16 protein-coding genes and 1 other RNA gene are annotated in these 19907 nt (G+C 61.0%); 5 read left to right on the forward strand and 12 right to left on the reverse strand.

The features are described 5' to 3' along the window. Nucleotides 1-6: 6 nt before the first annotated feature. From ACJ8OK_RS22945 to ppsR, 9 genes are all read right to left on the reverse strand, one after another. On the reverse strand, nt 7-792 hold the full coding sequence (locus ACJ8OK_RS22945; protein ID WP_033633199.1) for a heme ABC transporter ATP-binding protein: 786 nt from the start codon (nt 790-792) through the stop codon (nt 7-9). Further along, the gene (locus tag ACJ8OK_RS22950) at nt 785-1789 is read right to left on the reverse strand and encodes a FecCD family ABC transporter permease (RefSeq protein WP_060559587.1); all 1005 of its coding nucleotides are present in this window, start codon (nt 1787-1789) and stop codon (nt 785-787) included. Before ACJ8OK_RS22950 ends, ACJ8OK_RS22945 begins: the two co-directional genes overlap by 8 nt. Next, complete coding sequence (locus ACJ8OK_RS22955; RefSeq protein ID WP_033633198.1) at nt 1789-2619, reverse strand: heme/hemin ABC transporter substrate-binding protein; 831 nt, start codon at nt 2617-2619, stop codon at nt 1789-1791. The genes ACJ8OK_RS22950 and ACJ8OK_RS22955 overlap by 1 nt, the downstream gene beginning before the upstream one ends. Next, nucleotides 2616-3653: a hemin-degrading factor gene (locus tag ACJ8OK_RS22960; RefSeq protein WP_015377711.1), complete on the reverse strand. Its 1038-nt coding sequence runs from the start codon at nt 3651-3653 to the stop codon at nt 2616-2618. Before ACJ8OK_RS22960 ends, ACJ8OK_RS22955 begins: the two co-directional genes overlap by 4 nt. Before the next feature lie 66 nt (nt 3654-3719). Next, entirely contained in the window at nt 3720-5762 is a 2043-nt protein-coding gene (locus ACJ8OK_RS22965; RefSeq protein ID WP_260953726.1) for a TonB-dependent hemoglobin/transferrin/lactoferrin family receptor, read from the reverse strand. 94 nt (nt 5763-5856) lie between these two features. After that, nucleotides 5857-6039 carry a hemin uptake protein HemP gene (hemP, locus tag ACJ8OK_RS22970; protein WP_004931384.1) on the reverse strand — a complete coding sequence of 61 codons (183 nt, stop codon included), beginning with the start codon at nt 6037-6039 and terminating at the stop codon, nt 5857-5859. Between the two features lie 171 nt (nt 6040-6210). Then, nucleotides 6211-6696 (reverse strand): glutathione peroxidase, encoded by a 486-nt coding sequence (locus ACJ8OK_RS22975; RefSeq protein WP_048323189.1) that lies wholly within the window; start codon nt 6694-6696, stop codon nt 6211-6213. 105 nt (nt 6697-6801) lie between these two features. Then, nucleotides 6802-7848 (reverse strand): 3-deoxy-7-phosphoheptulonate synthase, encoded by a 1047-nt coding sequence (locus ACJ8OK_RS22980; protein ID WP_004931381.1) that lies wholly within the window; start codon nt 7846-7848, stop codon nt 6802-6804. A gap of 197 nt (nt 7849-8045) precedes the next feature. Next, complete coding sequence (gene ppsR / locus ACJ8OK_RS22985; RefSeq protein ID WP_049239973.1) at nt 8046-8906, reverse strand: posphoenolpyruvate synthetase regulatory kinase/phosphorylase PpsR; 861 nt, start codon at nt 8904-8906, stop codon at nt 8046-8048. Between the two features lie 459 nt (nt 8907-9365). Between ppsR and ppsA the strand changes: the two genes are divergently transcribed. Continuing rightward, a complete protein-coding gene (ppsA, locus tag ACJ8OK_RS22990) occupies nt 9366-11744 on the forward strand; it encodes a phosphoenolpyruvate synthase (protein WP_004931376.1) in 2379 nt (792 codons plus the stop codon). Nucleotides 11745-11853: 109 nt separating this feature from the next. On the opposite strand, the gene rprA is transcribed toward ppsA, so the two are convergent. Together rprA and ydiK are read right to left on the reverse strand one after the other, a co-directional pair. Continuing rightward, an RNA gene (rprA, locus tag ACJ8OK_RS22995) (antisense sRNA RprA) lies at nt 11854-11963 on the reverse strand. 257 nt (nt 11964-12220) lie between these two features. Then, nucleotides 12221-13321 carry an AI-2E family transporter YdiK gene (gene ydiK, locus ACJ8OK_RS23000; protein WP_033633195.1) on the reverse strand — a complete coding sequence of 367 codons (1101 nt, stop codon included), beginning with the start codon at nt 13319-13321 and terminating at the stop codon, nt 12221-12223. Nucleotides 13322-13566: 245 nt separating this feature from the next. Between ydiK and ydiJ the strand changes: the two genes are divergently transcribed. After that, on the forward strand, nt 13567-16623 hold the full coding sequence (gene ydiJ / locus ACJ8OK_RS23005) for a D-2-hydroxyglutarate dehydrogenase YdiJ (RefSeq protein ID WP_082997590.1): 3057 nt from the start codon (nt 13567-13569) through the stop codon (nt 16621-16623). Then, entirely contained in the window at nt 16620-17036 is a 417-nt protein-coding gene (gene menI / locus ACJ8OK_RS23010; RefSeq protein WP_016927938.1) for a 1,4-dihydroxy-2-naphthoyl-CoA hydrolase, read from the forward strand. Before ydiJ ends, menI begins: the two co-directional genes overlap by 4 nt. Before the next feature lie 45 nt (nt 17037-17081). Here the strand turns inward: menI and ACJ8OK_RS23015 are convergent, their stop codons facing one another. Further along, nucleotides 17082-17486 (reverse strand): hypothetical protein, encoded by a 405-nt coding sequence (locus tag ACJ8OK_RS23015; protein ID WP_004931369.1) that lies wholly within the window; start codon nt 17484-17486, stop codon nt 17082-17084. Nucleotides 17487-18012: 526 nt separating this feature from the next. Between ACJ8OK_RS23015 and sufA the strand changes: the two genes are divergently transcribed. Together sufA and sufB are read left to right on the forward strand one after the other, a co-directional pair. Then, nucleotides 18013-18384: a Fe-S cluster assembly scaffold SufA gene (gene sufA, locus ACJ8OK_RS23020; RefSeq protein ID WP_004931368.1), complete on the forward strand. Its 372-nt coding sequence runs from the start codon at nt 18013-18015 to the stop codon at nt 18382-18384. A gap of 14 nt (nt 18385-18398) precedes the next feature. Then, on the forward strand, nt 18399-19895 hold the full coding sequence (sufB, locus tag ACJ8OK_RS23025) for a Fe-S cluster assembly protein SufB (RefSeq protein WP_004931367.1): 1497 nt from the start codon (nt 18399-18401) through the stop codon (nt 19893-19895). Nucleotides 19896-19907 lie beyond the last annotated feature (12 nt).

Here is a 19907-nt window from a genome sequence, read left to right on the forward strand (position 1 = left end):
TTGACGTTATTGACGCAGGTAGACCTGCGGCAGCGGCACTTCGGGATGATGTACTACGCCGAGATCGGCCTGATACCAGCGGGTGAGGATCTCCGTCTGCAGCACCTCCTGCGGCGTGCCGCTCGCCACCAGGCGCCCCTGATGCAACAGCAGGATCCGATCGGCGTACAGCGCGGCCAGATTAAGATCGTGCAGCACGCAGCAGACGCCCAACGGCTGTTGGCGCGTCAGCGAGCGCAGCAGGCGCAGGGTGTGCTGCTGGTGGTACAGATCCAGCGCCGAGGTCGGCTCGTCGAGAAACAGCCAGGCGGGGGACGGTTGCGGTTGCCACAGCTGCGCCAACACCCGCGCCAGCTGCACCCGCTGCTGTTCGCCGCCGGAAAGCTGACGGTAGTCGCGCTGCGCCAGCGCCAGGCAGTCGGTTTGTTCCATCACCTGCTGGATCGCCTGATGCTGGTCGCGTTTGCCGTGCGGCGCCCGCCCCATGCTGACCACTTCTTCCACGCTGAAGGAAAACGCCAGATCGCTGTACTGGCGCATCACGGCCCGGACTTTGGCCAACTGTTGCGGCGCCCAGTGTTCCAGCGGGCGGTCAAGCAGCCTGCATTCGCCGCAGTCCGGCGTCAGATAGCCGGTCAGCAAGCGCAGCAGCGTCGATTTTCCGGCGCCGTTAGGGCCGATAATCGCCACCATTTCACCGCCGGCGAGGCTGAGCGAAACGTCGTTGATCAGGCGGCGCGCACCGAGGCTGTAACGCAGCTCTCGGGCCGTCAGGCAGGCGGCGTTATCCACCGGTTCGCTCCCGCTGGCGCATCACCAGCCACAAGAAGTAAGGACCGCCGATCAGGCTGGTCATCAACCCCACCGGCATTTCGGCCGGCGCCACCAGCGTGCGCGCCAGCGTATCGCTGACCAGCAACAGGCAGGCGCCGCCCAGCGCGGAGCAGGGCAGCAGCCAGCGGTGATCGCCGCCGAGGCGCATGCGCACCAGATGGGGCACCACCAGACCGACGAAGCCGATCACGCCGCTCATCGCCACCGCCGCGCCGATCAGCAGGGCGCTCAGCAACAGCAGCTGCAGCTTGGCGCGCTGGACGTTAACCCCGAGGTAGTGGGCCTCTTCATCCCCCAGCTGCAACAGGTTCAGCCGGCGCGCCTGCAGCAGCGTCAGCAGCGCCGTAGGCAAAATCAGCGAGGCGGAAACCGCCAGCGTCGGCCACTGCGACTGGCTGAGGCTGCCCATCATCCACAGCGAGAACTGGCGCAGCTGTTGATCGCTGCTGACGTAGGAGAGCACGCCGATGGCCGCCATGCACAGGGCGTTGATGGCGATGCCCGCCAGCAGCAGTCGCGACAGATTGCCATGCCCGCTACGGCTGATGCCGTAGATCAATAACGATACCAGCAGGCTGCCGAGGAACGCCGCCAGCATATGGCCGTATAGCGCGATCGTCACCGGCAACGCCAGCGGCATCACGATGAACAGCGCGACAAACAGCGCGCCGCCGCTGCTGATGCCCAGCAGGCTAGGATCCGCCAGTGGGTTGCGGAACAGCCCCTGCATCACGGCGCCGGACACGGCCAGCGCGCAGCCGATCACCACCGCCAGCAGCACGCGCGGCAGGCGGATATTCAGCCAGATGTGCCAGGCGGCATCGCTGAAAGGTTCGTGCCACAGAGTGCGAAACGACAGCGTCAGCGCGCCCAGGTTGGCGGCGACCAGCGCCAGCAGCGTCAGCAGCACCAGCAGACCGATGATGGCCCACTGAGGCGAGGTGCGGCAGCGCATTACTTTTGCTCCGCCGCGTGGCGCAGCTTGGCCAGCGCCGCCGGCGTTTCCAGACCGAAGCCCAACAGCGCCATGTCATCGACGATCAGCACGCGACGCTGCTTTCCTGCCGGCGTCAACGCCAGGCCCGGCAGCGTCCACAGCTGCTGTTCGCCGCCGAGGGTGCGCACGCCGTCGGTGGTGACCAGCAACAGATCCGGCGCGCTGGCGATGACGCCTTCCTGCGACAGCGGGCGGTAGCGGTCAAAGCCCTGCATGGCGTTTTTCAGGCCGGCGGCGGCGATCACCGCGTCGGCGGCGGTGTGTTGCCCGGCCGCCATCGGCGTAATGCCGCCGTGGCTCATCACGAACAGCACCTTCACCGGCAGCGGAGTGGTATCGACCGCCGCCAGCTGCTGTTGATAGCGCTCGCTCAGCTGTTTGCCTTGCTCAACGCGTTGCAACGCGGCGGCGATCGCGGCGATCTTCTGCGGCACCGCCTGCAGGGTGGTGTCACCCGGCACGCTGACCACTTTGACGCCGCTGTCCGCCAGCTGTTTGAGCACCAGCGCCGGCTGTGCCAGCTCGGTCGTCAGCACCAGCGTCGGCTTCAGCGCCAGAATGCCTTCGGCGTTCAGCTGGCGCATATAGCCGACGTCCGGCAGCTTTTTCACCGCTTCCGGATGTAGGCTGGTGCTATCGCGGGCGATCACGTCGTCGCCGGCGCCGAGCGCAAAGGCGATTTCCGTCACGTCGCCGCCGATCGAGACGATGCGCTGTGCCGCCGCGGCGGTGAGCGGCAGCGCCAGCGACATCATCAACGCCAGGCGGCGGATCAAGGAAGATTTCATGCGGCGATATCCTTGGCGGCGAGCGCAGCAACCTGTTCGCGCCACTGGGTTTGCTCCGGCTGGCCTTCGGTGCGTTGGCCATACAGCTGCGCGATCTGCGTGCCGTCTGCGGCGAACAGCTCCAGGCTGGTGACGATGCCGTCCTTGGTCGGTTTGCGGGTGATCCAGCTTTCGGCGATGGCGCCTTCAATCAGATGCAGCGTGAAGCGGCGGTTGAACACGTTGATCCAGCCTTCCTGCGGCATCAAACGTTCGATCTGGCCGGTGAAGATCTGCACGCAGCCGCGGTTGCCGACGAAGATCATGATCTCGTTTTGCTGCTGCTGCGCCGCTTCCAGCAGCTGCGACAGCGCGCTGTTGTCTACCTGATAGGCCAGATCGTCGCCGACGGCGCGGAAGGCCTGTTGGCGCGTGAGCTTATTGCGGCTCAGCAGCTGGAAGAACTGGTGAACGTCGGTCATCGCGCGCCATTCAGCGTCGATTTTGGCATGATCTTGCGTCGTTTCATCCGAGGTGCTCGCCTCGGCGGGCTGCAGCGCCAGCGCCGGGTTTTCTTCGCTCAGATGGCGCTCCACCAGCGCCATCCAGGCCGGCAGATCGGTTTCTTCGGTGGTATAGACCTTGTGCAGTGCATCGCCCTGTTGGTCGAAGAACTGAATGCTGTGGCGCACGCCGCGCTTGTTGGTTTCGCTCATGGCGAAAACGCTTGTCCAGTGGTTGAGGAACAGGCGCAGATCCAGCTCGCGCGGGTTGAGGATCAGCCCGGCGTGGCCGTTGAGGTGCTGGTTGCGGTAGCGGCCCATCTGCTCATGTACCGCATAGCTGTTGCGGGTGATGGACTTGGTGACGCCCACTTGCTCGAGTTCGGTCAGCAACGTGCGGGCGTCGGCCTGCAGGCGGCGGGCGTCGTGGCCAACGCGGGCGTGCGTCAGTTCCGCTTCGCTGACGCCGAGGATCGCCGCCAGATCGCGGGCGTATTTGCCTGGGTGGTCGATTTTGGCCTGTTGGTAGCGTTCGTATAGGGTGTTGCTCATGCGGGATTCTCCTGCGCTGTAATGCGAATGGCGGACACACCGGGTGTCCGCCTGATAGTCAAATGATCACCACTGGTAGCTGACCAGCAGTTTGGCGTTGCGGCCATCCTGCGGGACGCCCTGCGGCGAGTAGTATTCTTTGTCGAAGGCGTTGCCCAACACCACGGTGGTGGTCATGCCCTGCAGACGATCGCGGCCCTTGTAGCTCAGATAGAAGTCGTTGACGCCATAGCCGCCTTGCTCCGGCGTCCCCGTTTGTACGCGAGTGGCGCGTTCCGCGAAGGTGGCGACCCAGCCGGCGGACAGACCGGTTTCGCCCAGCGGCACGTCCAGCGAACTGGTGACGGTATCCGGGCTGATGTCGGCCAGCCAATCGCCGCTTTTCGCGTTCAGCTCGCCATTGCGAGACTTGTCCTTGCCGCGTGTGCGGTTGTAGGCCAGATCCCAGTTAAACCACTTGGTCTGGTAGTTCAGCGAGGTGTCCCAACCCCAAATCTTGGCGCGAGAGATATTCGCTGAGGCGGTCTGCGTTCGAGTGACATACATGAAGATGTAGTCTTTGGCGTCGGTATCGAAGTAACTGGCCTTGAATTGCAGGCTGTCATCCGCCAGCAGCAGATCATCGAAGCGCAAGCCGAAACCGGCTTCGGTGGTGCTGGTGGTTTCCGGCCGCAGATTCGGGTTAGGCACCCAATAGTTGCCGGGGAAGTGGCGCGAATCGTTGTACATCTCGCCCATGGTTGGGGCGCGGAAGGCCTGGGAATAGGAGCCGAACAGCATCAGCCAGTCGGTCGGCGAGTAGCTCAGGGCGCCACGGGACGACCATTTGTCAGCCTTGACGTCTTCGTGGCCCTGGCTGCTGCCTTTATAATCGTCGTAGCGCGTGCCCGCCAGCACGGTGATCGGAATGTCGCGCAGCGTAATTTCATCCTGCAGCCAGCCGGAGGCGAAGTTGATCTTGGCCTGCGGGAAGCTGGTGGTGGCGCCTCCCGGCTGCTGTTTCTGTTCATAGACCTCGGAGCCGTAGGTAAGCAAGTGTGACGCAAAGCTGTCGGCGAACAGGCGCGTGCGATTTTCCAGCTTGCCGCCGTTGGTGGTCTGCTTGCGGAATTCGTCGGTCGCGCCGGCGTTGTGCGCATTGATTTTGACTTCCGAGGTGTACAGCTTGACGGTGGCGTCCAGCCAATCCTGGCCGACCGGCTTGAGCTTATAGCTCAGAGCGGCGTCGCGCTGAATGGTGGAACGGTTGGTCATCGGGTTGCCGCTTGAGCTGCCCGGCGTCTGCGGGTTTTTCGGCTCTTGGGCGTCGTTGTTGTAATAACGCAGATCGCCGCTCAGCGACTGATTGTCGTCGATCTTCCAGGTGCCTTTGGCCAGCACGTTGCTGATGGTTTCGTCGTTAGGCGCATCGAAACCGTTGCCCTGACGCAGGTTGCCGACATCGCGGGTGCCGAACGACAGCAGGCCGTCGAGGTTATCGGTCTTGCCGTAGGCGCTGGCGCCCATGCCCAAACTGTGATCGCCGGTGCCGGCGGTGCCGTAGACGCGGAACCCGCTATCGCGGCCCGGCAGCAGCAGATCGGCGGCATCGACGGTCTCGTAAGCGATAACGCCGCCCAGCGCGCCGCTGCCATACAGCAGCGCAGAAGGGCCGCGCACGATTTCAATGCGTTTGACCAGCGCCGGATCGAGGAAGGTGCCGCCGATGTGGCCGGTATCGGTCCCCTGGCGAATGCCGTCGACCAGCGTCAGCACGCCGTTCTTGCCATAGCCGCGCATCGTCACATCCTGGCCGTTGCTGCGCCCGGTGCCGTTGACGGTGATGCCCGGCACGCGCCGCAGCATATCGGCGGCGGAGGTGGCGGTCTGGCTTTCCGGCGAATTGCCTTCGATGACCGTGACCATCATCGGCGCTTCAAAGCTGCTGCGTTGGTTGCCGGTGGCGACCACGGTCATGGTCTCGTCGGCGGCTTTGGTTTTTTTAGCCGCTGCCGCGTTGGAAGGGGATGTTGTGCTGGTGTTTTGTGCCAAGGCCACCGTAGGCAGAGCGCAGGCAATCGCCAGACTCAAAGCGGAAAAACGCAGCCGGGTGGAAAATGTCAGAGGCATGGTGCAACTCTCCGTATGTAATAAAACATATCAATAGATTTGCTGGCTGCCTGGATCAAACGATCGGGGTGGCTGGCGTTTGAGGATTCTGTGGTTATTTGGTCAGGATCAATTTCCCGGCTTTGGTCTGCCGCAGTTGATAGCGCTGGCCCTGATGGGTAATGAACGCGATGCCGTCGGCGCCGAGCAGCTGTGCGCTGTCGTAGCTGGGCGGCGCGTTTGCGCTGTGCTCGTTCGGGGCCGCGGCGGCGGGGGTTGGCGTGTTGGCAGTATCCATCATCATTGTGCTTAAAAAACAGACCATTAAATGGTAATTAATATCAAACTGAGAATCATTATCATGTGAAGGAAAGGTGACATCAAGGAAAATTTTCTTACCGATGGAACCTTTTTGTCGAACGGGCATCCGGCGGCGGGCCGAGCGCACTCGGCCCGTAAAAAAGGGGCGTTATTTCAGCAGGGTTTCGATGCGGTCAAACAGGCGTTCGGGTTTGGTGATCGGCGCAAAGCGCGTCACGCGCTGGCCGTCGGCGGTGAGCAGGAACTTGGTGAAGTTCCATTTGATGCGGTGGCTGCCGAGAATGCCGGGCGCCAGGCGTTTCAGCTCATTGAACAGCGGGTGCGCGCCGGGGCCGTTAACGTCGATCTTGCTGAACAGCGGGAAACTGACGCCGTAGTTAAGGCTGCAAAAATTGGCGATCTCCAGCGGGCTGCCCGGTTCCTGAGAACCAAACTGGTTACAGGGGAAGCCGAGCACCATCAGGCCGCGCTCGCGATAGTATCGCCACAGATTTTCCAGCCCGCGGTATTGCGGGGTGAAGCCGCATTTGCTGGCGGTGTTGACCACCAGGTAAGCGCGCGCCGGGAAATCGCCCAGCGTTTTTTGCTCGCCCTGCAGCGTGACGCAGGGGATGGATAACAGAGAGTGAATCATGCCGGGGCTCCCAGTGCGTTTCGGCGGGTGCTAAAGCGTTGCAATCAGTATAGATGAGCGGGACAGAAGGGAGAAAGCCGGGGCGAGGCCCCGGCCTGTGTTGCGTCAGAAACGGCTATCGACCGCATCCGCCAGCATCGCCAGCAGCTGTTCGCTGTCGGACCAGCTCAGGCAAGGATCGGTGATCGACTGGCCATAGGTCAGCGGTTGGCCGGCGACGATCTTCTGCGTGCCTTCCACCAGGAAGCTTTCCGCCATCACGCCGGTGATGGCGGCGGAGCCGGCGCGGATCTGCTGGCAGACGTTGTCGGCCACTTCCAACTGGCGACGGTGCATTTTCTGGCAGTTGCCGTGGCTGAAGTCGATCACCAGGTGTTCAGGCAGATCGAACTCGCGCAGGCTGTCACAGGCGGCGGCGATGTCGCTGGCGTGGTAATTCGGCGTTTTGCCACCGCGCATGATGATGTGGCCATATGGGTTGCCGCTGGTCTGGTAGATGGTCATCTGGCCATGTTTGTCCGGCGACAGGAACATGTGCCCGGCGCGCGCCGCGCGAATGGCGTCGATGGCGATGCGGGTGTTGCCGTCGGTGCCGTTTTTGAAGCCGACCGGGCAGGAAAGCGCCGAGGCCATTTCACGGTGGATCTGGCTTTCGGTGGTGCGCGCGCCGATGGCGCCCCAGCTGATCAGGTCGGCGATATATTGGCCAACCACCATGTCCAGGAATTCGGTGGCGGTCGGCAGGCCGAGCTGGTTCACTTCCAGCAGCAGGCGGCGCGCCATTTCGATGCCGCGGTTCACCTGGAAGGTGCCGTCCAGCGCCGGATCGGAGATCAGGCCTTTCCAGCCGACGACGGTGCGCGGTTTTTCGAAATAGGTGCGCATCACGATCTCCAGGCGGTCCTGGTAACGTTCGCGCAGGGCGTTCAACCGGCCGGCGTAATCGACGGCGGCGTCGAGATCGTGAATGGAGCAGGGGCCGATCACCACCAGCAGGCGGCGGTCTTCGCCGGTGAGGATTTTTTCAATGCGTTTGCGTGACGCTGTCACGTTATCGGCGACGGCCGCCGAGATCGGCAGCTTGTCCGCCAACGCTTGCGGCGTGACGAGGCTGTCGATGCGCGCGGTCCGCAGTTCATCTGTTTTGTGCATGTTGTTCCCTGGAAACTGTTCTTCTCTGCGGCAGGAGTGCCGGGAAGTGATGGCGATCACAATAACGCAAAAAGCGCTGAATTCAACCGTAGAGATTGCGTTCTGTTGATCAAAGCCGCGAAAAAAAGCACAAAAAAATCAGCTGCTGCTGAAATAAACGGCAGGCGGCGGGGCACAGCGGCCCCGCGAGGAAAAGATCAAAACATGCGGCGGCTCATGCCAAGGATGTCGAGGATTTTGGTGGAGATCTCTTCGACCGAATAGTTGGTGGTATTGAGGTAGCGGATCTGATTTTTGCGGAACAGCGCTTCGACCTCGGCGATCTCCATGCGGCACTGACGCAATGAAGCGTAGCGGCTATTTTCACGCCGTTCTTCGCGGATCGCCGCCAGGCGCTCCGGATCGATGGTCAGGCCGAATAATTTATGCTGAAACGGTTTCAGCGAGGCCGGCAGGTGCAAATTGTCCATATCGTCGGCGATAAACGGGTAGTTGGCGGCGCGGATGCCGAACTGCATCGCCAGATAAAGGCTGGTGGGGGTTTTGCCGCAGCGCGACACGCCGAGCAGGATCACCTGCGCCTGATCGAGGTTGCGCAGCGAAATGCCGTCGTCATGCGCCAGGGTATAGTCGATGGCGGCAATGCGCGCGTCGTATTTGCCGAGGTTGCTGGCGGTCAGGCCGTGGGTGCGGTTCGGCACCGGCGTCGGCTCCACCTCCAGCTCACCCTGCAGCGGGCCGACCAGCGCCTGCACGATATCCTGACAGAAGCCTTGGCTCTGAACGATCACGTCGCGCACTTCCGGCGAGATGATGGAGTAAAACACCAGCGGCCGTACACCGGTTTCATTATAGATATCATCGATTTGTTGGCGAACTGCGCGTGCGCGCGCCTCGGTTTCGACAAACGGCAAGGTGTACGTGGTCGCCGTGACCGGGAACTGCGACAGCACCGCGTGCCCCAGCACTTCCGCGGTGATCGCCGTACCATCCGAAATATAAAAAACGCTTCTTTCCACCCGAGGCTCCTTACCTGAAAACGGTGTTCCTGCTGTCATCACTGCCAATATCATGAGCCGCAGACGATCCGCGGGTAAAGGGGCGAGGGAAAAAATTGTGACGGCGGGGCGGTAAAGCGTCTTGCGGCGGCGCACGAAGAAAAGCGCGCTTTGGCGGCGGTAGAAATCGCGGCGCAGCGACGCTGTTCGAGCCGAAACGTAAATTTGCCGCTATTTTCACCAAAAACGATAGCGTTTGCGTGGTCATTAAAACAGAATTTTAAAAAGAGCGTAATTTGTTGAGAACTAAGCTTTTCGTGCGATTGGGAACGGTTCCCAGGCAAATCAGCCGGTTAGGACATTCTCTTAAAAACCACTTTCTTCAGTGGGTTGATCGATTCACCTTTCCATTTTCCCCGGATCAGTGTGCTAGTCTGATTCGGCTCCGTGTTAGCGGTGCCGTAAAGCAAGCGAATTAAATCCGTCTTTACCCTACTGATAGCAATAAGGATTGTCTCGATGTCCAACAATGGCCCAGACTTGCGTAATGTGCTTTGGTACAACCAGCTTGGCATGCACGACGTTGACCGTGTCGGCGGCAAAAATGCCTCCCTCGGTGAAATGATCACCAATCTTTCCGATTTGGGCGTGGCCGTGCCTAACGGTTTTGCCACCACCGCACAGGCGTTTAACGATTTCCTCGAACAAAGCGGTGTTAACCAGCGCATCTATCAGTTACTGGATCAGACTGACGTTGACGACGTTGCCCAACTGGCCAAGGCCGGCGCCCAGATCCGCCAATGGGTGATCGACACGCCGTTCCACGCCGAGTTCGAGCGTGAAATTCATCAGGCTTACCAACAGCTCGCCGACGGCGAACCGGAAGCTTCCTTTGCGGTGCGCTCCTCCGCCACGGCGGAAGACATGCCGGACGCCTCCTTTGCCGGTCAGCAGGAAACCTTCCTCAACGTGCAGGGCATCGACGCCGTAATGGTGGCGATCAAGCACGTGTTCGCGTCGCTGTTCAACGATCGCGCCATCTCTTATCGCGTGCACCAGGGCTACGATCACCGCGGCGTGGCGTTGTCGGCCGGCGTACAGCGCATGGTGCGCTCGGATCTGGCCTCCTCGGGCGTCATGTTCACCATCGACACCGAGTCCGGCTTTGATCAGGTGGTCTTCATCACCTCCGCTTTCGGCTTGGGTGAAATGGTGGTGCAGGGCGCGGTGAACCCGGATGAGTTCTACGTGCACAAACCGACGCTGCAAAACGGCAAGCCGGCGATCGTGCGCCGCAACCTGGGTTCGAAAAAGATCCGCATGGTATACGCGCCGTCGCAGGATCACGGCAAGCAGGTGCGCATCGAAGACGTGCCGGAAGCGCAGCGCAGCCGTTTCTCGCTGACGGATGAAGAAGTGCAGGCGCTGGCGCAGCAGGCGATCCTGATCGAAAAACATTACGGCCGCCCGATGGATATCGAGTGGGCGAAAGACGGCCATACCGGCAAGCTGCTGATCGTGCAGGCGCGCCCGGAGACCGTACGCTCCAACGAGCAGACCATGGAACGCTACCAGCTGAACGGCACCAGCCCGGTGCTGGTGGAAGGCCGCGCCATCGGCCACCGCATCGGCGCCGGACCGGTGAAAGTGATCCACGACATCAGCGAAATGGATCGCATCCAGCCGGGCGACGTGCTGGTGACCGACATGACCGACCCGGACTGGGAGCCGATCATGAAGAAGGCCGCCGCGATCGTCACCAACCGCGGCGGGCGCACCTGTCACGCGGCGATCATCGCCCGTGAGCTGGGCATTCCGGCGGTGGTGGGCTGTGGCCACGCCACCGACGTGCTGAAAGACGGCCAGAAAGTCACCGTCTCCTGCGCGGAAGGCGACACCGGCTTCGTTTACAGCGACATGCTGGACTTCAGCGTGCAGAGCTCCGAAGTGACCGAGCTGCCGGATCTGCCGCTGAAGATCATGATGAACGTCGGCAACCCGGATCGCGCTTTCGACTTCGCGCGTTTGCCGAACGAAGGCGTGGGCCTGGCTCGGCTGGAATTTATCATCAACCGCATGATCGGCGTGCACCCGCGCGCGCTGCTGGAGTTCGACCAGCAGACGCCGGCGCTGCAAAATGAAATTCGCGCGCTGATGCAGGGTTACGATCACCCGGTCGAGTTCTACGTCGGTCGCCTGACCGAAGGCATCGCGACGCTGGGCGCCGCCTTCTGGCCGAAGCGCGTGATCGTGCGTCTGTCCGACTTCAAATCCAACGAGTACGCCAACCTGGTGGGCGGCGACAAGTATGAACCGCACGAAGAGAACCCGATGTTGGGCTTCCGCGGCGCCGGCCGTTACGTGGCCGACAGTTTCCGCGATTGCTTCGCGCTGGAGTGCGAGGCGGTGAAACGCGTGCGTAACGATATGGGGCTGACCAACGTCGAAATCATGGTGCCGTTCGTGCGCACCGTGGCGCAGGCGGAAGCGGTGGTGGCCGAGTTGGCGCGTCAGGGGCTGAAACGCGGCGAAAACGGGTTGAAAGTGATCATGATGTGCGAAATCCCGTCCAATGCGCTGTTGGCGGATCAGTTCCTCGAGCACTTCGACGGCTTCTCCATCGGCTCCAACGACATGACTCAGCTGGCGCTGGGGCTGGATCGCGATTCCGGCGTAGTGTCGGAACTGTTCGACGAGCGCAACGAGGCGGTGAAAGCGCTGTTGTCGATGGCGATTCAGGCGGCCAAGCGCCACGGCAAATACGTCGGCATCTGCGGCCAGGGCCCGTCTGACCATGAAGACTTCGCCGAGTGGCTGATGGAGCAGGGCATCGACAGCCTGTCGCTCAACCCGGACACTGTGGTGCAGACCTGGATCAATTTGTCGAAAAAGAAATAATGTCTCGGCCTCACTGAGGCATTAACGTCGGGCCGCAGTTAACGCTGCGGCCTTTTTATTTCCGAATGTAAATAACGGCGCGTAAAATAATCAATTCGACGAAAAAAGAATAAAAAAAAGCCCACCGTAGGAGATGGGCAAAGACTACACACAGCAATTCACATGTATGGCATTACATTGTTCAGAAAGGTTGCTTTAAAATCAGTGATTTGAAGCAATAGATGGCCATAATACTAGATTTTTGAACGCGACTAGTCATTAAGAATCATCCTAATCGATAGCGGCATCACATTTTATTTGCGGGAGTTATCTCTTTTTTCCGTTTGCAACAAACAGGGATTTACATTGCATCTTTCATTCGCCGTACCGTAATCAATATAGGGCGGCATTATATTGGGCGGAAATATTACTCGAATGAGGTAGAAATAATGACGGGCGTGAAAAGCTCCGCCCGACGCTGCGGGCGGAAGGGGGAATTAGCGTTTTTCCAGATCGTCGATGACTTGCTCCGGCGCGGAGGTCGGCTCCGGCGCTTCATCCATCCAGGCGGTCAGCAGGCGATAAGATACCGCCAACACCACCGGGCCGATGAACAGGCCAATCATGCCGAAGGCCAGCAAACCGCCGATAACGCCGGACAGGATCAGCAGCAGCGGCAGATCGGCGCCCATGCGGATCAGCACCGGGCGCAGCACGTTATCCAGCGTGGCCACCACGCAGCTCCAGACCAGCAGCACGGTGCCCCAGGTGGTGTCGCCGTGCCAGTACAGCCAGATGATGGCCGGCACCAGCACCAACAGCGGCCCCAATTGCGCCACACAGCAGATGAAGATCAGCATCGTCAGCAGGGTGGCGGCAGGAATGCCGCTTACCGCCAGACCGATGCCGCCCAGCACCGACTGCACCAACGCCGTCACCACCACGCCCAGCGCGACGGCGCGGATCGCCTGGCCGCCCAGCAGCACCGCCGCATCGCCGCGCGCGGAACCGAGGCGCACCGCAAAGTGGCGGATACCCAGCGCCACCTGCTCACCGCGCGCATACAACAAGGCGCTGAACAGCAGCATCAGCGCGCAGTGCAGCAGCAGGCGGCCGATATGCGCCGCCTGCGCCACGAACCAGGTGGCGGTTTGGCCAAAGTACGGCTGCACCTTCGCCAGCAGCGCAGCGCCGCCGGCGTTAACCAGCGTGTGGTAGCTGGTATAGAGTTTGTCGCCGATCATCGGCACGGACTGCAGCCAGGCGAGATCGGGAATATGCAGTTTGCCCGGCGAACTGGCCCAGGCGATCAGCGGCGCGCTGTTATCCACCACGCTGCTGATCAGCAGTGAGATAGGCAGAATGAACAGCAGGATCAGCAGCAGGGTCATGACCAACACCGCCAGCGAACGGCGGCCCCACAGCAGCTTTTGCAGTTTGAGCAGCAGCGGCCAGGTGGCGATCACCACCATGCCCGCCCAGGCGAAGCCGAGAATAAACGGTTGGATCACCCAAAAACAGGCGACGATCATGATGGCGATAAACAGCACGCCGAAAATAATTCGCGGTAAGTCGTAACGCGATTGCGGGAGTGGCATCAGTGGGTTCTCATCCTGGTCAATTAAATCCCTGGCACCGGCGAATCGGGGTGCCTGTCGGTCGGTTTCTCACCGCTAGGCGGCCGCCTGTGGCGGCGCTCGCAGGGCGGTAATAATGTGAATGCCTTCACTAAACGAGTATGTTAGTTTTTAGTGTCACTAAAAAATAGGGTGGGTCTGAATTAAAGGCCCGATTCAGCGTACATCAGCGCATAAAAAATAGACGGACAGGGTCAAAAAAGCGAATGATCCCACAGATTTCTCAGGCGCCCGGCCTGGTTCAACGGGTGCTCGACTTTTTGGAAGCACTGAAGCAAAACGGATTCAACGGCGATACCGCCACCAGCTATGCCGACCGGCTGACGATGGCCACCGACAACAGTATCTATCAGCTGCTGCCCGATGCGGTGGTGTTCCCCCGTTCCACCGCCGACGTGGCGCTGATCGCCCGTCTGGCCGGAGAAGAGCGCTTCAACACGCTGACCTTCAGCCCGCGCGGCGGCGGCACCGGCACCAACGGCCAGTCGCTCAATACCGGCATCGTGGTCGATATGTCGCGCCATATGAACCGCATTCTGGAGATCAACGTCGAACAAGGCTGGGTGAAAGTCGAAGCCGGGGTGATCAAGGACCAGTTGAATCAATACCTGCGGCCGTTCGGCTACTTCTTCTCGCCGGAACTGTCCACCAGCAACCGCGCCACGCTGGGGGGAATGATCAACACCGATGCCTCCGGCCAGGGCTCGCTGGTGTACGGCAAAACCTCCGATCACGTGTTGGGCCTGCGGGCGGTGCTGCTGGGCGGTGAGATGATCGATACCCGCGCCATGCCGACGGCGCTGGCGGAAACGATTGCTCTGGAAGAGACCGCCGAAGGGCGCATCTACCGCACGGTGCTCAACCGCTGCCGCGAGCAGCGCGCGCTGATCCTGGAGAAATTCCCCAAGCTCAACCGCTTCCTCACCGGTTACGATCTGCGCCACGTGCTGAGCGACGATCTGCAAACCTTCGATTTGACGCGTATTCTGACCGGCGCCGAGGGCACGCTGGCGTTTATCACCGAGGCGCGGCTGGACATCACGCCGCTGCCGAAAGTGCGCCGCCTGGTTAACGTGAAGTACGACTCCTTCGACTCGGCGCTGCGCAATGCGCCCTTTATGGTCGAGGCCAAGGCGCTGTCGGTGGAAACCATCGATTCCAAGGTGCTGAACCTGGCGCGTGAAGACATCGTTTGGCACTCGGTGAACGAACTGATCGCCGACGTGCCGGATAAAGAGATGCTCGGGCTGAACATCGTCGAGTTCGCCGGCGACGATCGGGCGCTGATCGACGGCCAGATGGAGGCCCTGTGCCAACGGCTGGACGAATTGATCGCGCAGCGGCAGGGCGGCGTGATCGGGTACCAGATCTGCGGCGATCTGGCTGGCATCGAGCGCATTTACAACATGCGCAAGAAGGCGGTCGGGCTGCTGGGCAACGCCAAAGGGCGCGCCAAGCCGATTCCGTTCGCCGAGGACACCTGTGTGCCGCCGCAACATCTGGCGGACTATATCGTCGAATTTCGGCAACTGCTCGATGACCACAATCTGAGCTATGGCATGTTTGGCCACGTCGACGCCGGGGTGCTGCACGTGCGCCCGGCGCTCGACATGTGCGACCCGCAGCAGGAAGTGCTGATGAAGCAGATCTCCGATCGGGTGGTGGCGCTGACCGCCAAATACGGCGGCCTGCTGTGGGGGGAACACGGCAAGGGGTTCCGCGCGGAATACAGCCCTGAATTCTTCGGAGAAACGCTGTATGAAGAGCTGCGCCGCATCAAGGCGGCGTTCGATCCGGATAACCGCCTGAACCCAGGCAAGATCTGTTCGCCGCTGGCGGTGGATGCGCCGATGATGCAGGTGGATGCGGTCAAACGCGGCACCTTCGATCGCCAGATCCCGGTCGAGGTGCGCACCTCGTTCCGTGGCGCGCTGGAGTGTAACGGCAACGGTCTGTGCTTCAACTTCGACGTGCGCAGCCCGATGTGCCCGTCGATGAAGATCAGCGGCAACCGCATTCATTCGCCGAAAGGGCGGGCGACGCTGGTGCGCGAGTGGCTGCGTCTGTTGGCCGAGCAGGGGGTCGATCCGCTGGCGCTGGAGAAACAGCTGCCGCAGCAGCGCCTCAGCTTGCGCGGCCTGATCGAGAAAACCCGCAACAGCTGGCACGCCGGCAAGGGCGAGTACGACTTCTCGCACGAAGTGAAAGAGGCGATGTCCGGCTGCCTGGCCTGTAAGGCCTGTTCAACCCAGTGTCCCATCAAGATTGACGTGCCGGGATTCCGTTCGCGCTTCCTGCAGCTCTACCACACTCGCTATCTGCGCCCGGTAAGCGACTACATGGTCGCCGGCGTGGAGAGCTATACCCCGTTGATGGCCCGCGCGCCGAAGGTGTTCAACTTCTTCTTCCGCCAGCCGTGGCTGCGGGAGATGAGCCGCAACGCCATCGGCATGGTCGATCTGCCGCTGTTGTCCAGCCCGACGCTGCGTCAGCAGCTGTCCGGCCACCGCGCGACCACGCTGACGCTGGAGCAGTTGGAAGGGCTGAGCGCCGAGCAGCGCGCAGAACACGTGTTGATCGTCCAGGATCCGTTCACCAGCTATTACGACGCCAAAGTGGTGGCGGACTTTGTCCGGCTGGTGGAGAAGCTCGGCTATAAACCGGTGCTGCTGCCGTTCTCGCCGAACGGCAAGGCGCAACATGTGAAAGGTTTCCTGACGCGCTTCGCCCGCACCGCGCGCAAAACCGCCGATTTCCTCAACCGCGTGGCGCAGCTGGGCATGCCGCTGGTGGGCGTCGATCCGGCGCTGGTGCTGTGTTACCGCGACGAATACCGCGAGATCCTCGGCGCCGAGCGCGGCGATTTCCAGGTGCAGCTGGTGCATGAATGGCTGCAGCAGCGGATCGCGGATCGCGCCGAACAGCCGGCGACCGGCGAGCCGTGGTATCTGTTCGGCCACTGCACCGAAACCACCGCGCTGCCGGCCAGCGGCCAACAGTGGGCGGCGATCTTCGCCCGTTTCGGCGCCAAACTGGAGAACGTCAGCGTCGGCTGCTGCGGCATGGCGGGCACTTACGGCCATGAAGCCAGGAACCTGCAAAACTCGCTCGGCATTTATGAGCTATCATGGCATCCGACGTTACAGCGTTTGCCGCGGCAGCGCTGCCTGGCGACCGGCTATTCCTGCCGCAGCCAGGTGAAACGCATCGAGGGCAATGGCGTGCGCCACCCATTACAGGCACTTCTGGAGATGATTGAGTGAAATTGTGGAAACGTGAAACATCGCTGGAGCAGCTGAACCGCGCCGGCGACGGCTGCATGGTCAGCCATGTGGGCATCGAGTTTACCCAATTGGGCGAGGATTTCCTCGAGGCCACCATGCCGGTCGATGGCCGCACCCGGCAGCCGTTCGGGCTGTTGCACGGCGGGGCGTCGGTGGTGCTGGCGGAATCGATGGGATCGATGGCCGGCTACCTGTGCAGTGAGGGCGAGCAGAAAGTGGTGGGGCTGGAGATCAACGCCAACCACCTGCGCGCGGTGTTCGATGGCCAGGTGCGCGGGGTGTGCCGCGCACTGCACGTCGGCCGTCGCCATCAGGTGTGGCAAATCGAGATCTTCGACGCGCGCGATCGGTTGTGCTGCACCTCGCGTCTGACCACGGCGGTCATCGACTGATCCCCGCCGCTTTCCGCAGGCGAGCGGCCTGCGGAGCCTTTCGCTTTACAGCTGAAACGGCACGCGTTTGACGAAGTCCTTCTGAAACGCGTTCGCCTTCTCCCAGGTGCCTTCCATTGCATATTTTTGGCAGATCAGCGTCAGCGTATGGCGGGCGAAGTGGTAGCTTTGCACCCGAAACAGCTGGCAACGCTGTGGGTTGTTGATCTCGACGATCAGCCGGTTGTGCAGCTTGCTGAGCGCGTGCAGGTAGCTGTCGTCGTCGCCGTTCTCCAGACACAAATTGGCCATGGTAAGGCTGACGCTGTTGTACCGCTTCAGGTGGTCGATATTGCATTCCGGGCGCCGTAGCGCCGCTTCGGCCATGTAAAAGTCCACCGTGGCGTCGCGCACGCTGAATTTGTAGTCATCAATCTTGCCCAGCAACCATGCGTTGATCGAAAGAGTCATTGGCTTCGCGCTCAAATTCAAATTGAATGATAATCATTATCATATAAACTGCCGCGTTGCCGATCAATCCCCGGCGTGGCGTTTTTTCATCGCGCGGGGTGTAAAACGCCGCCGACGACCCAACTTGATGCTGAGCGACTAAACTTTAACCTGAGGGCGCGCGCTTGCGCTGCGCCACGAAATGCCGATAAACGCACATTTACGACAGACAGAATGCAGAAATAGGTATTTTCTATGAATGTTTAGATCGGCAACGTACCGCGGCGCTGTAACGCTGACGGGCCACCGGGGAGTGCGGTACGGTGATGCAGGATAAAGAACAAATTCATAGGGATAGCATGCACACCTTGCCGCCAGACGCCGCAAGCCGCCACGGATGTCCCGCTGGCTTGCCGCACGCCGCAGCGAAAAACCGCGCTCGCGGCGGATACCCCCGCAAAACAAACGGTTGAAGTGATAATCGTTATCACTAACATATAAGCAACCCAGATTGGCTGTGGCCAAACACGAGTGTGAGGTAGACCCTATGCAAACGGAAAATGTCGGCACTTTTTCTCTGGATGAAAATGTCTGGCAAGGCATTTCGCTCAGCGACAGCGCCGTACGACAAATAACCAAACTGATGCAGCAGGATCCGCAGGTGAAAGGGCTGCAGCTAGGGGTGAAACAATCCGGCTGCGCCGGCTTTGCCTATGTGCTGGATCTGACCCGCGAACCCGCCGATGACGATCTGCTGTTTGAGCGCGACGGCGCCAAACTCTATGTGCCGCTGAAGGCCATGCCGTTCATTGATGGCACCACGGTAGATTACGTCCGCGAAGGGCTGAATCAGATATTCAAATTCAACAACCCTAAAGCTCAGCATGCCTGCGGGTGCGGCGAGAGCTTTGGCGTTTGAGCGATGCAATCAACATGACACGAAGCAATGTAGAAATGCCTAATGAAGTGCAGGCTTGGGTCAGCGAAGGTCGCTACAAAGAAGGTTTCTTCACCCAGCTGGCAACCGATGAGTTGGCCAAGGGCATCAACGAAGAGGTGGTGCGCGCCATCTCGGCCAAGCGCAACGAACCCGAGTGGATGCTGGAATTCCGCCTTGAGGCTTATCGCGCCTGGCTGCAGATGGAAGAGCCGCACTGGCTGAAGGCCAATTACGAACGCCTGAACTACCAGGACTACAGTTACTATTCGGCGCCGTCCTGCGGCAGCTGCGACGATGCATGCGGTTCGCAACCCGGCGCCGAGCAGCAACCGGGCGCGGCGACGGAAAAAGATTACCTGACCAGCGAAGTGGAGCTGGCGTTCAACCAGCTCGGCGTGCCGGTGCGCGAGGGCAGCGAGGTGGCGGTGGACGCCATCTTCGACTCGGTCTCGGTCGCCACCACCTACCGTGAAAAACTGGCGGAGAGCGGGGTGATCTTCTGTTCGTTCGGCGAAGCGATCCAGGAATACCCGGATCTGGTGCGTCAATACCTGGGGCGCGTGGTGCCGTCCAACGATAACTTCTTCGCTGCGCTGAACGCCGCGGTGGCCTCCGACGGCACCTTCGTCTATGTGCCGAAAGGCGTGCGCTGCCCGATGGAGCTGTCGACCTACTTCCGCATCAACGCCGCCAAAACCGGCCAGTTCGAGCGCACCATCCTGATCGCCGACGAAGGCAGCTACGTCAGCTATATCGAAGGCTGTTCCGCCCCGGTGCGCGACAGCTACCAACTGCATGCGGCGGTGGTGGAAGTGATCCTGCATAAAGACGCCGAAGTGAAATACTCGACGGTGCAGAACTGGTTCTCCGGCGGCGAGAGCAAGGGCGGTATCCTCAACTTCGTCACCAAACGCGCGCTGTGCGAAGGCGCCGGTTCGAAAATGTCCTGGACCCAGTCGGAAACCGGCTCGGCCATCACCTGGAAATACCCGAGCGTGATTTTGCAGGGCGACAACTCGATCGGCGAATTCTTCTCGGTGGCGCTGACCAGCGGTCATCAGCAGGCGGATACCGGCACCAAGATGATCCACATCGGCAAAAACACCAGGTCGACCATCATCGCCAAAGGCATCTCCGCCGGCCACAGCGAGAACACCTATCGCGGCCTGGTGAAAATCCTGCCGGGGGCGGAAAACGCCCGTAATTTTACCCAGTGCGACTCGATGCTGATCGGGCCGGACAGCGGCGCCCACACGTTCCCTTACGTTGAAGCGCGCAACAACAGCGCTCAGCTGGAGCACGAAGCCACTACCTCGAAGATCGGCGATGACCAGCTGTTCTACTGCCTGCAGCGCGGCATCAGCGAGGATGACGCCATTTCGATGATCGTCAACGGTTTCTGCAAGGACGTTTTCTCCGAGCTGCCGCTGGAGTTCGCCGTCGAGGCGCAAAAACTCCTGGCCATCAGCCTGGAACACAGCGTGGGTTAATCGCCGCATTTT

The sequence above is a fragment of the Serratia sp. CY71090 genome, from assembly GCF_052166845.1.
In the GTDB taxonomy this organism is placed as follows: domain Bacteria; phylum Pseudomonadota; class Gammaproteobacteria; order Enterobacterales; family Enterobacteriaceae; genus Serratia; species Serratia nematodiphila.

Coding starts and splice junctions, on each gene's coding strand:
- ACJ8OK_RS22950 (WP_060559587.1), bottom strand. CDS start 1,789: ATGCGCTGCCGCACCTCGCCTCAGTGGGCCATCATCGGTCTGCTGGTG.
- ACJ8OK_RS22955 (WP_033633198.1), bottom strand. CDS start 2,619: ATGAAATCTTCCTTGATCCGCCGCCTGGCGTTGATGATGTCGCTGGCG.
- ACJ8OK_RS22960 (WP_015377711.1), bottom strand. CDS start 3,653: ATGAGCAACACCCTATACGAACGCTACCAACAGGCCAAAATCGACCAC.
- ACJ8OK_RS22965 (WP_260953726.1), bottom strand. CDS start 5,762: ATGCCTCTGACATTTTCCACCCGGCTGCGTTTTTCCGCTTTGAGTCTG.
- hemP (WP_004931384.1), bottom strand. CDS start 6,039: ATGGATACTGCCAACACGCCAACCCCCGCCGCCGCGGCCCCGAACGAG.
- ACJ8OK_RS22975 (WP_048323189.1), bottom strand. CDS start 6,696: ATGATTCACTCTCTGTTATCCATCCCCTGCGTCACGCTGCAGGGCGAG.
- ACJ8OK_RS22980 (WP_004931381.1), bottom strand. CDS start 7,848: ATGCACAAAACAGATGAACTGCGGACCGCGCGCATCGACAGCCTCGTC.
- ppsR (WP_049239973.1), bottom strand. CDS start 8,906: ATGACAGCAGGAACACCGTTTTCAGGTAAGGAGCCTCGGGTGGAAAGA.
- ppsA (WP_004931376.1), top strand. CDS start 9,366: ATGTCCAACAATGGCCCAGACTTGCGTAATGTGCTTTGGTACAACCAG.
- ydiK (WP_033633195.1), bottom strand. CDS start 13,321: ATGCCACTCCCGCAATCGCGTTACGACTTACCGCGAATTATTTTCGGC.
- ydiJ (WP_082997590.1), top strand. CDS start 13,567: ATGATCCCACAGATTTCTCAGGCGCCCGGCCTGGTTCAACGGGTGCTC.
- ACJ8OK_RS23015 (WP_004931369.1), bottom strand. CDS start 17,486: ATGACTCTTTCGATCAACGCATGGTTGCTGGGCAAGATTGATGACTAC.
- sufA (WP_004931368.1), top strand. CDS start 18,013: ATGCAAACGGAAAATGTCGGCACTTTTTCTCTGGATGAAAATGTCTGG.
- sufB (WP_004931367.1), top strand. CDS start 18,399: ATGACACGAAGCAATGTAGAAATGCCTAATGAAGTGCAGGCTTGGGTC.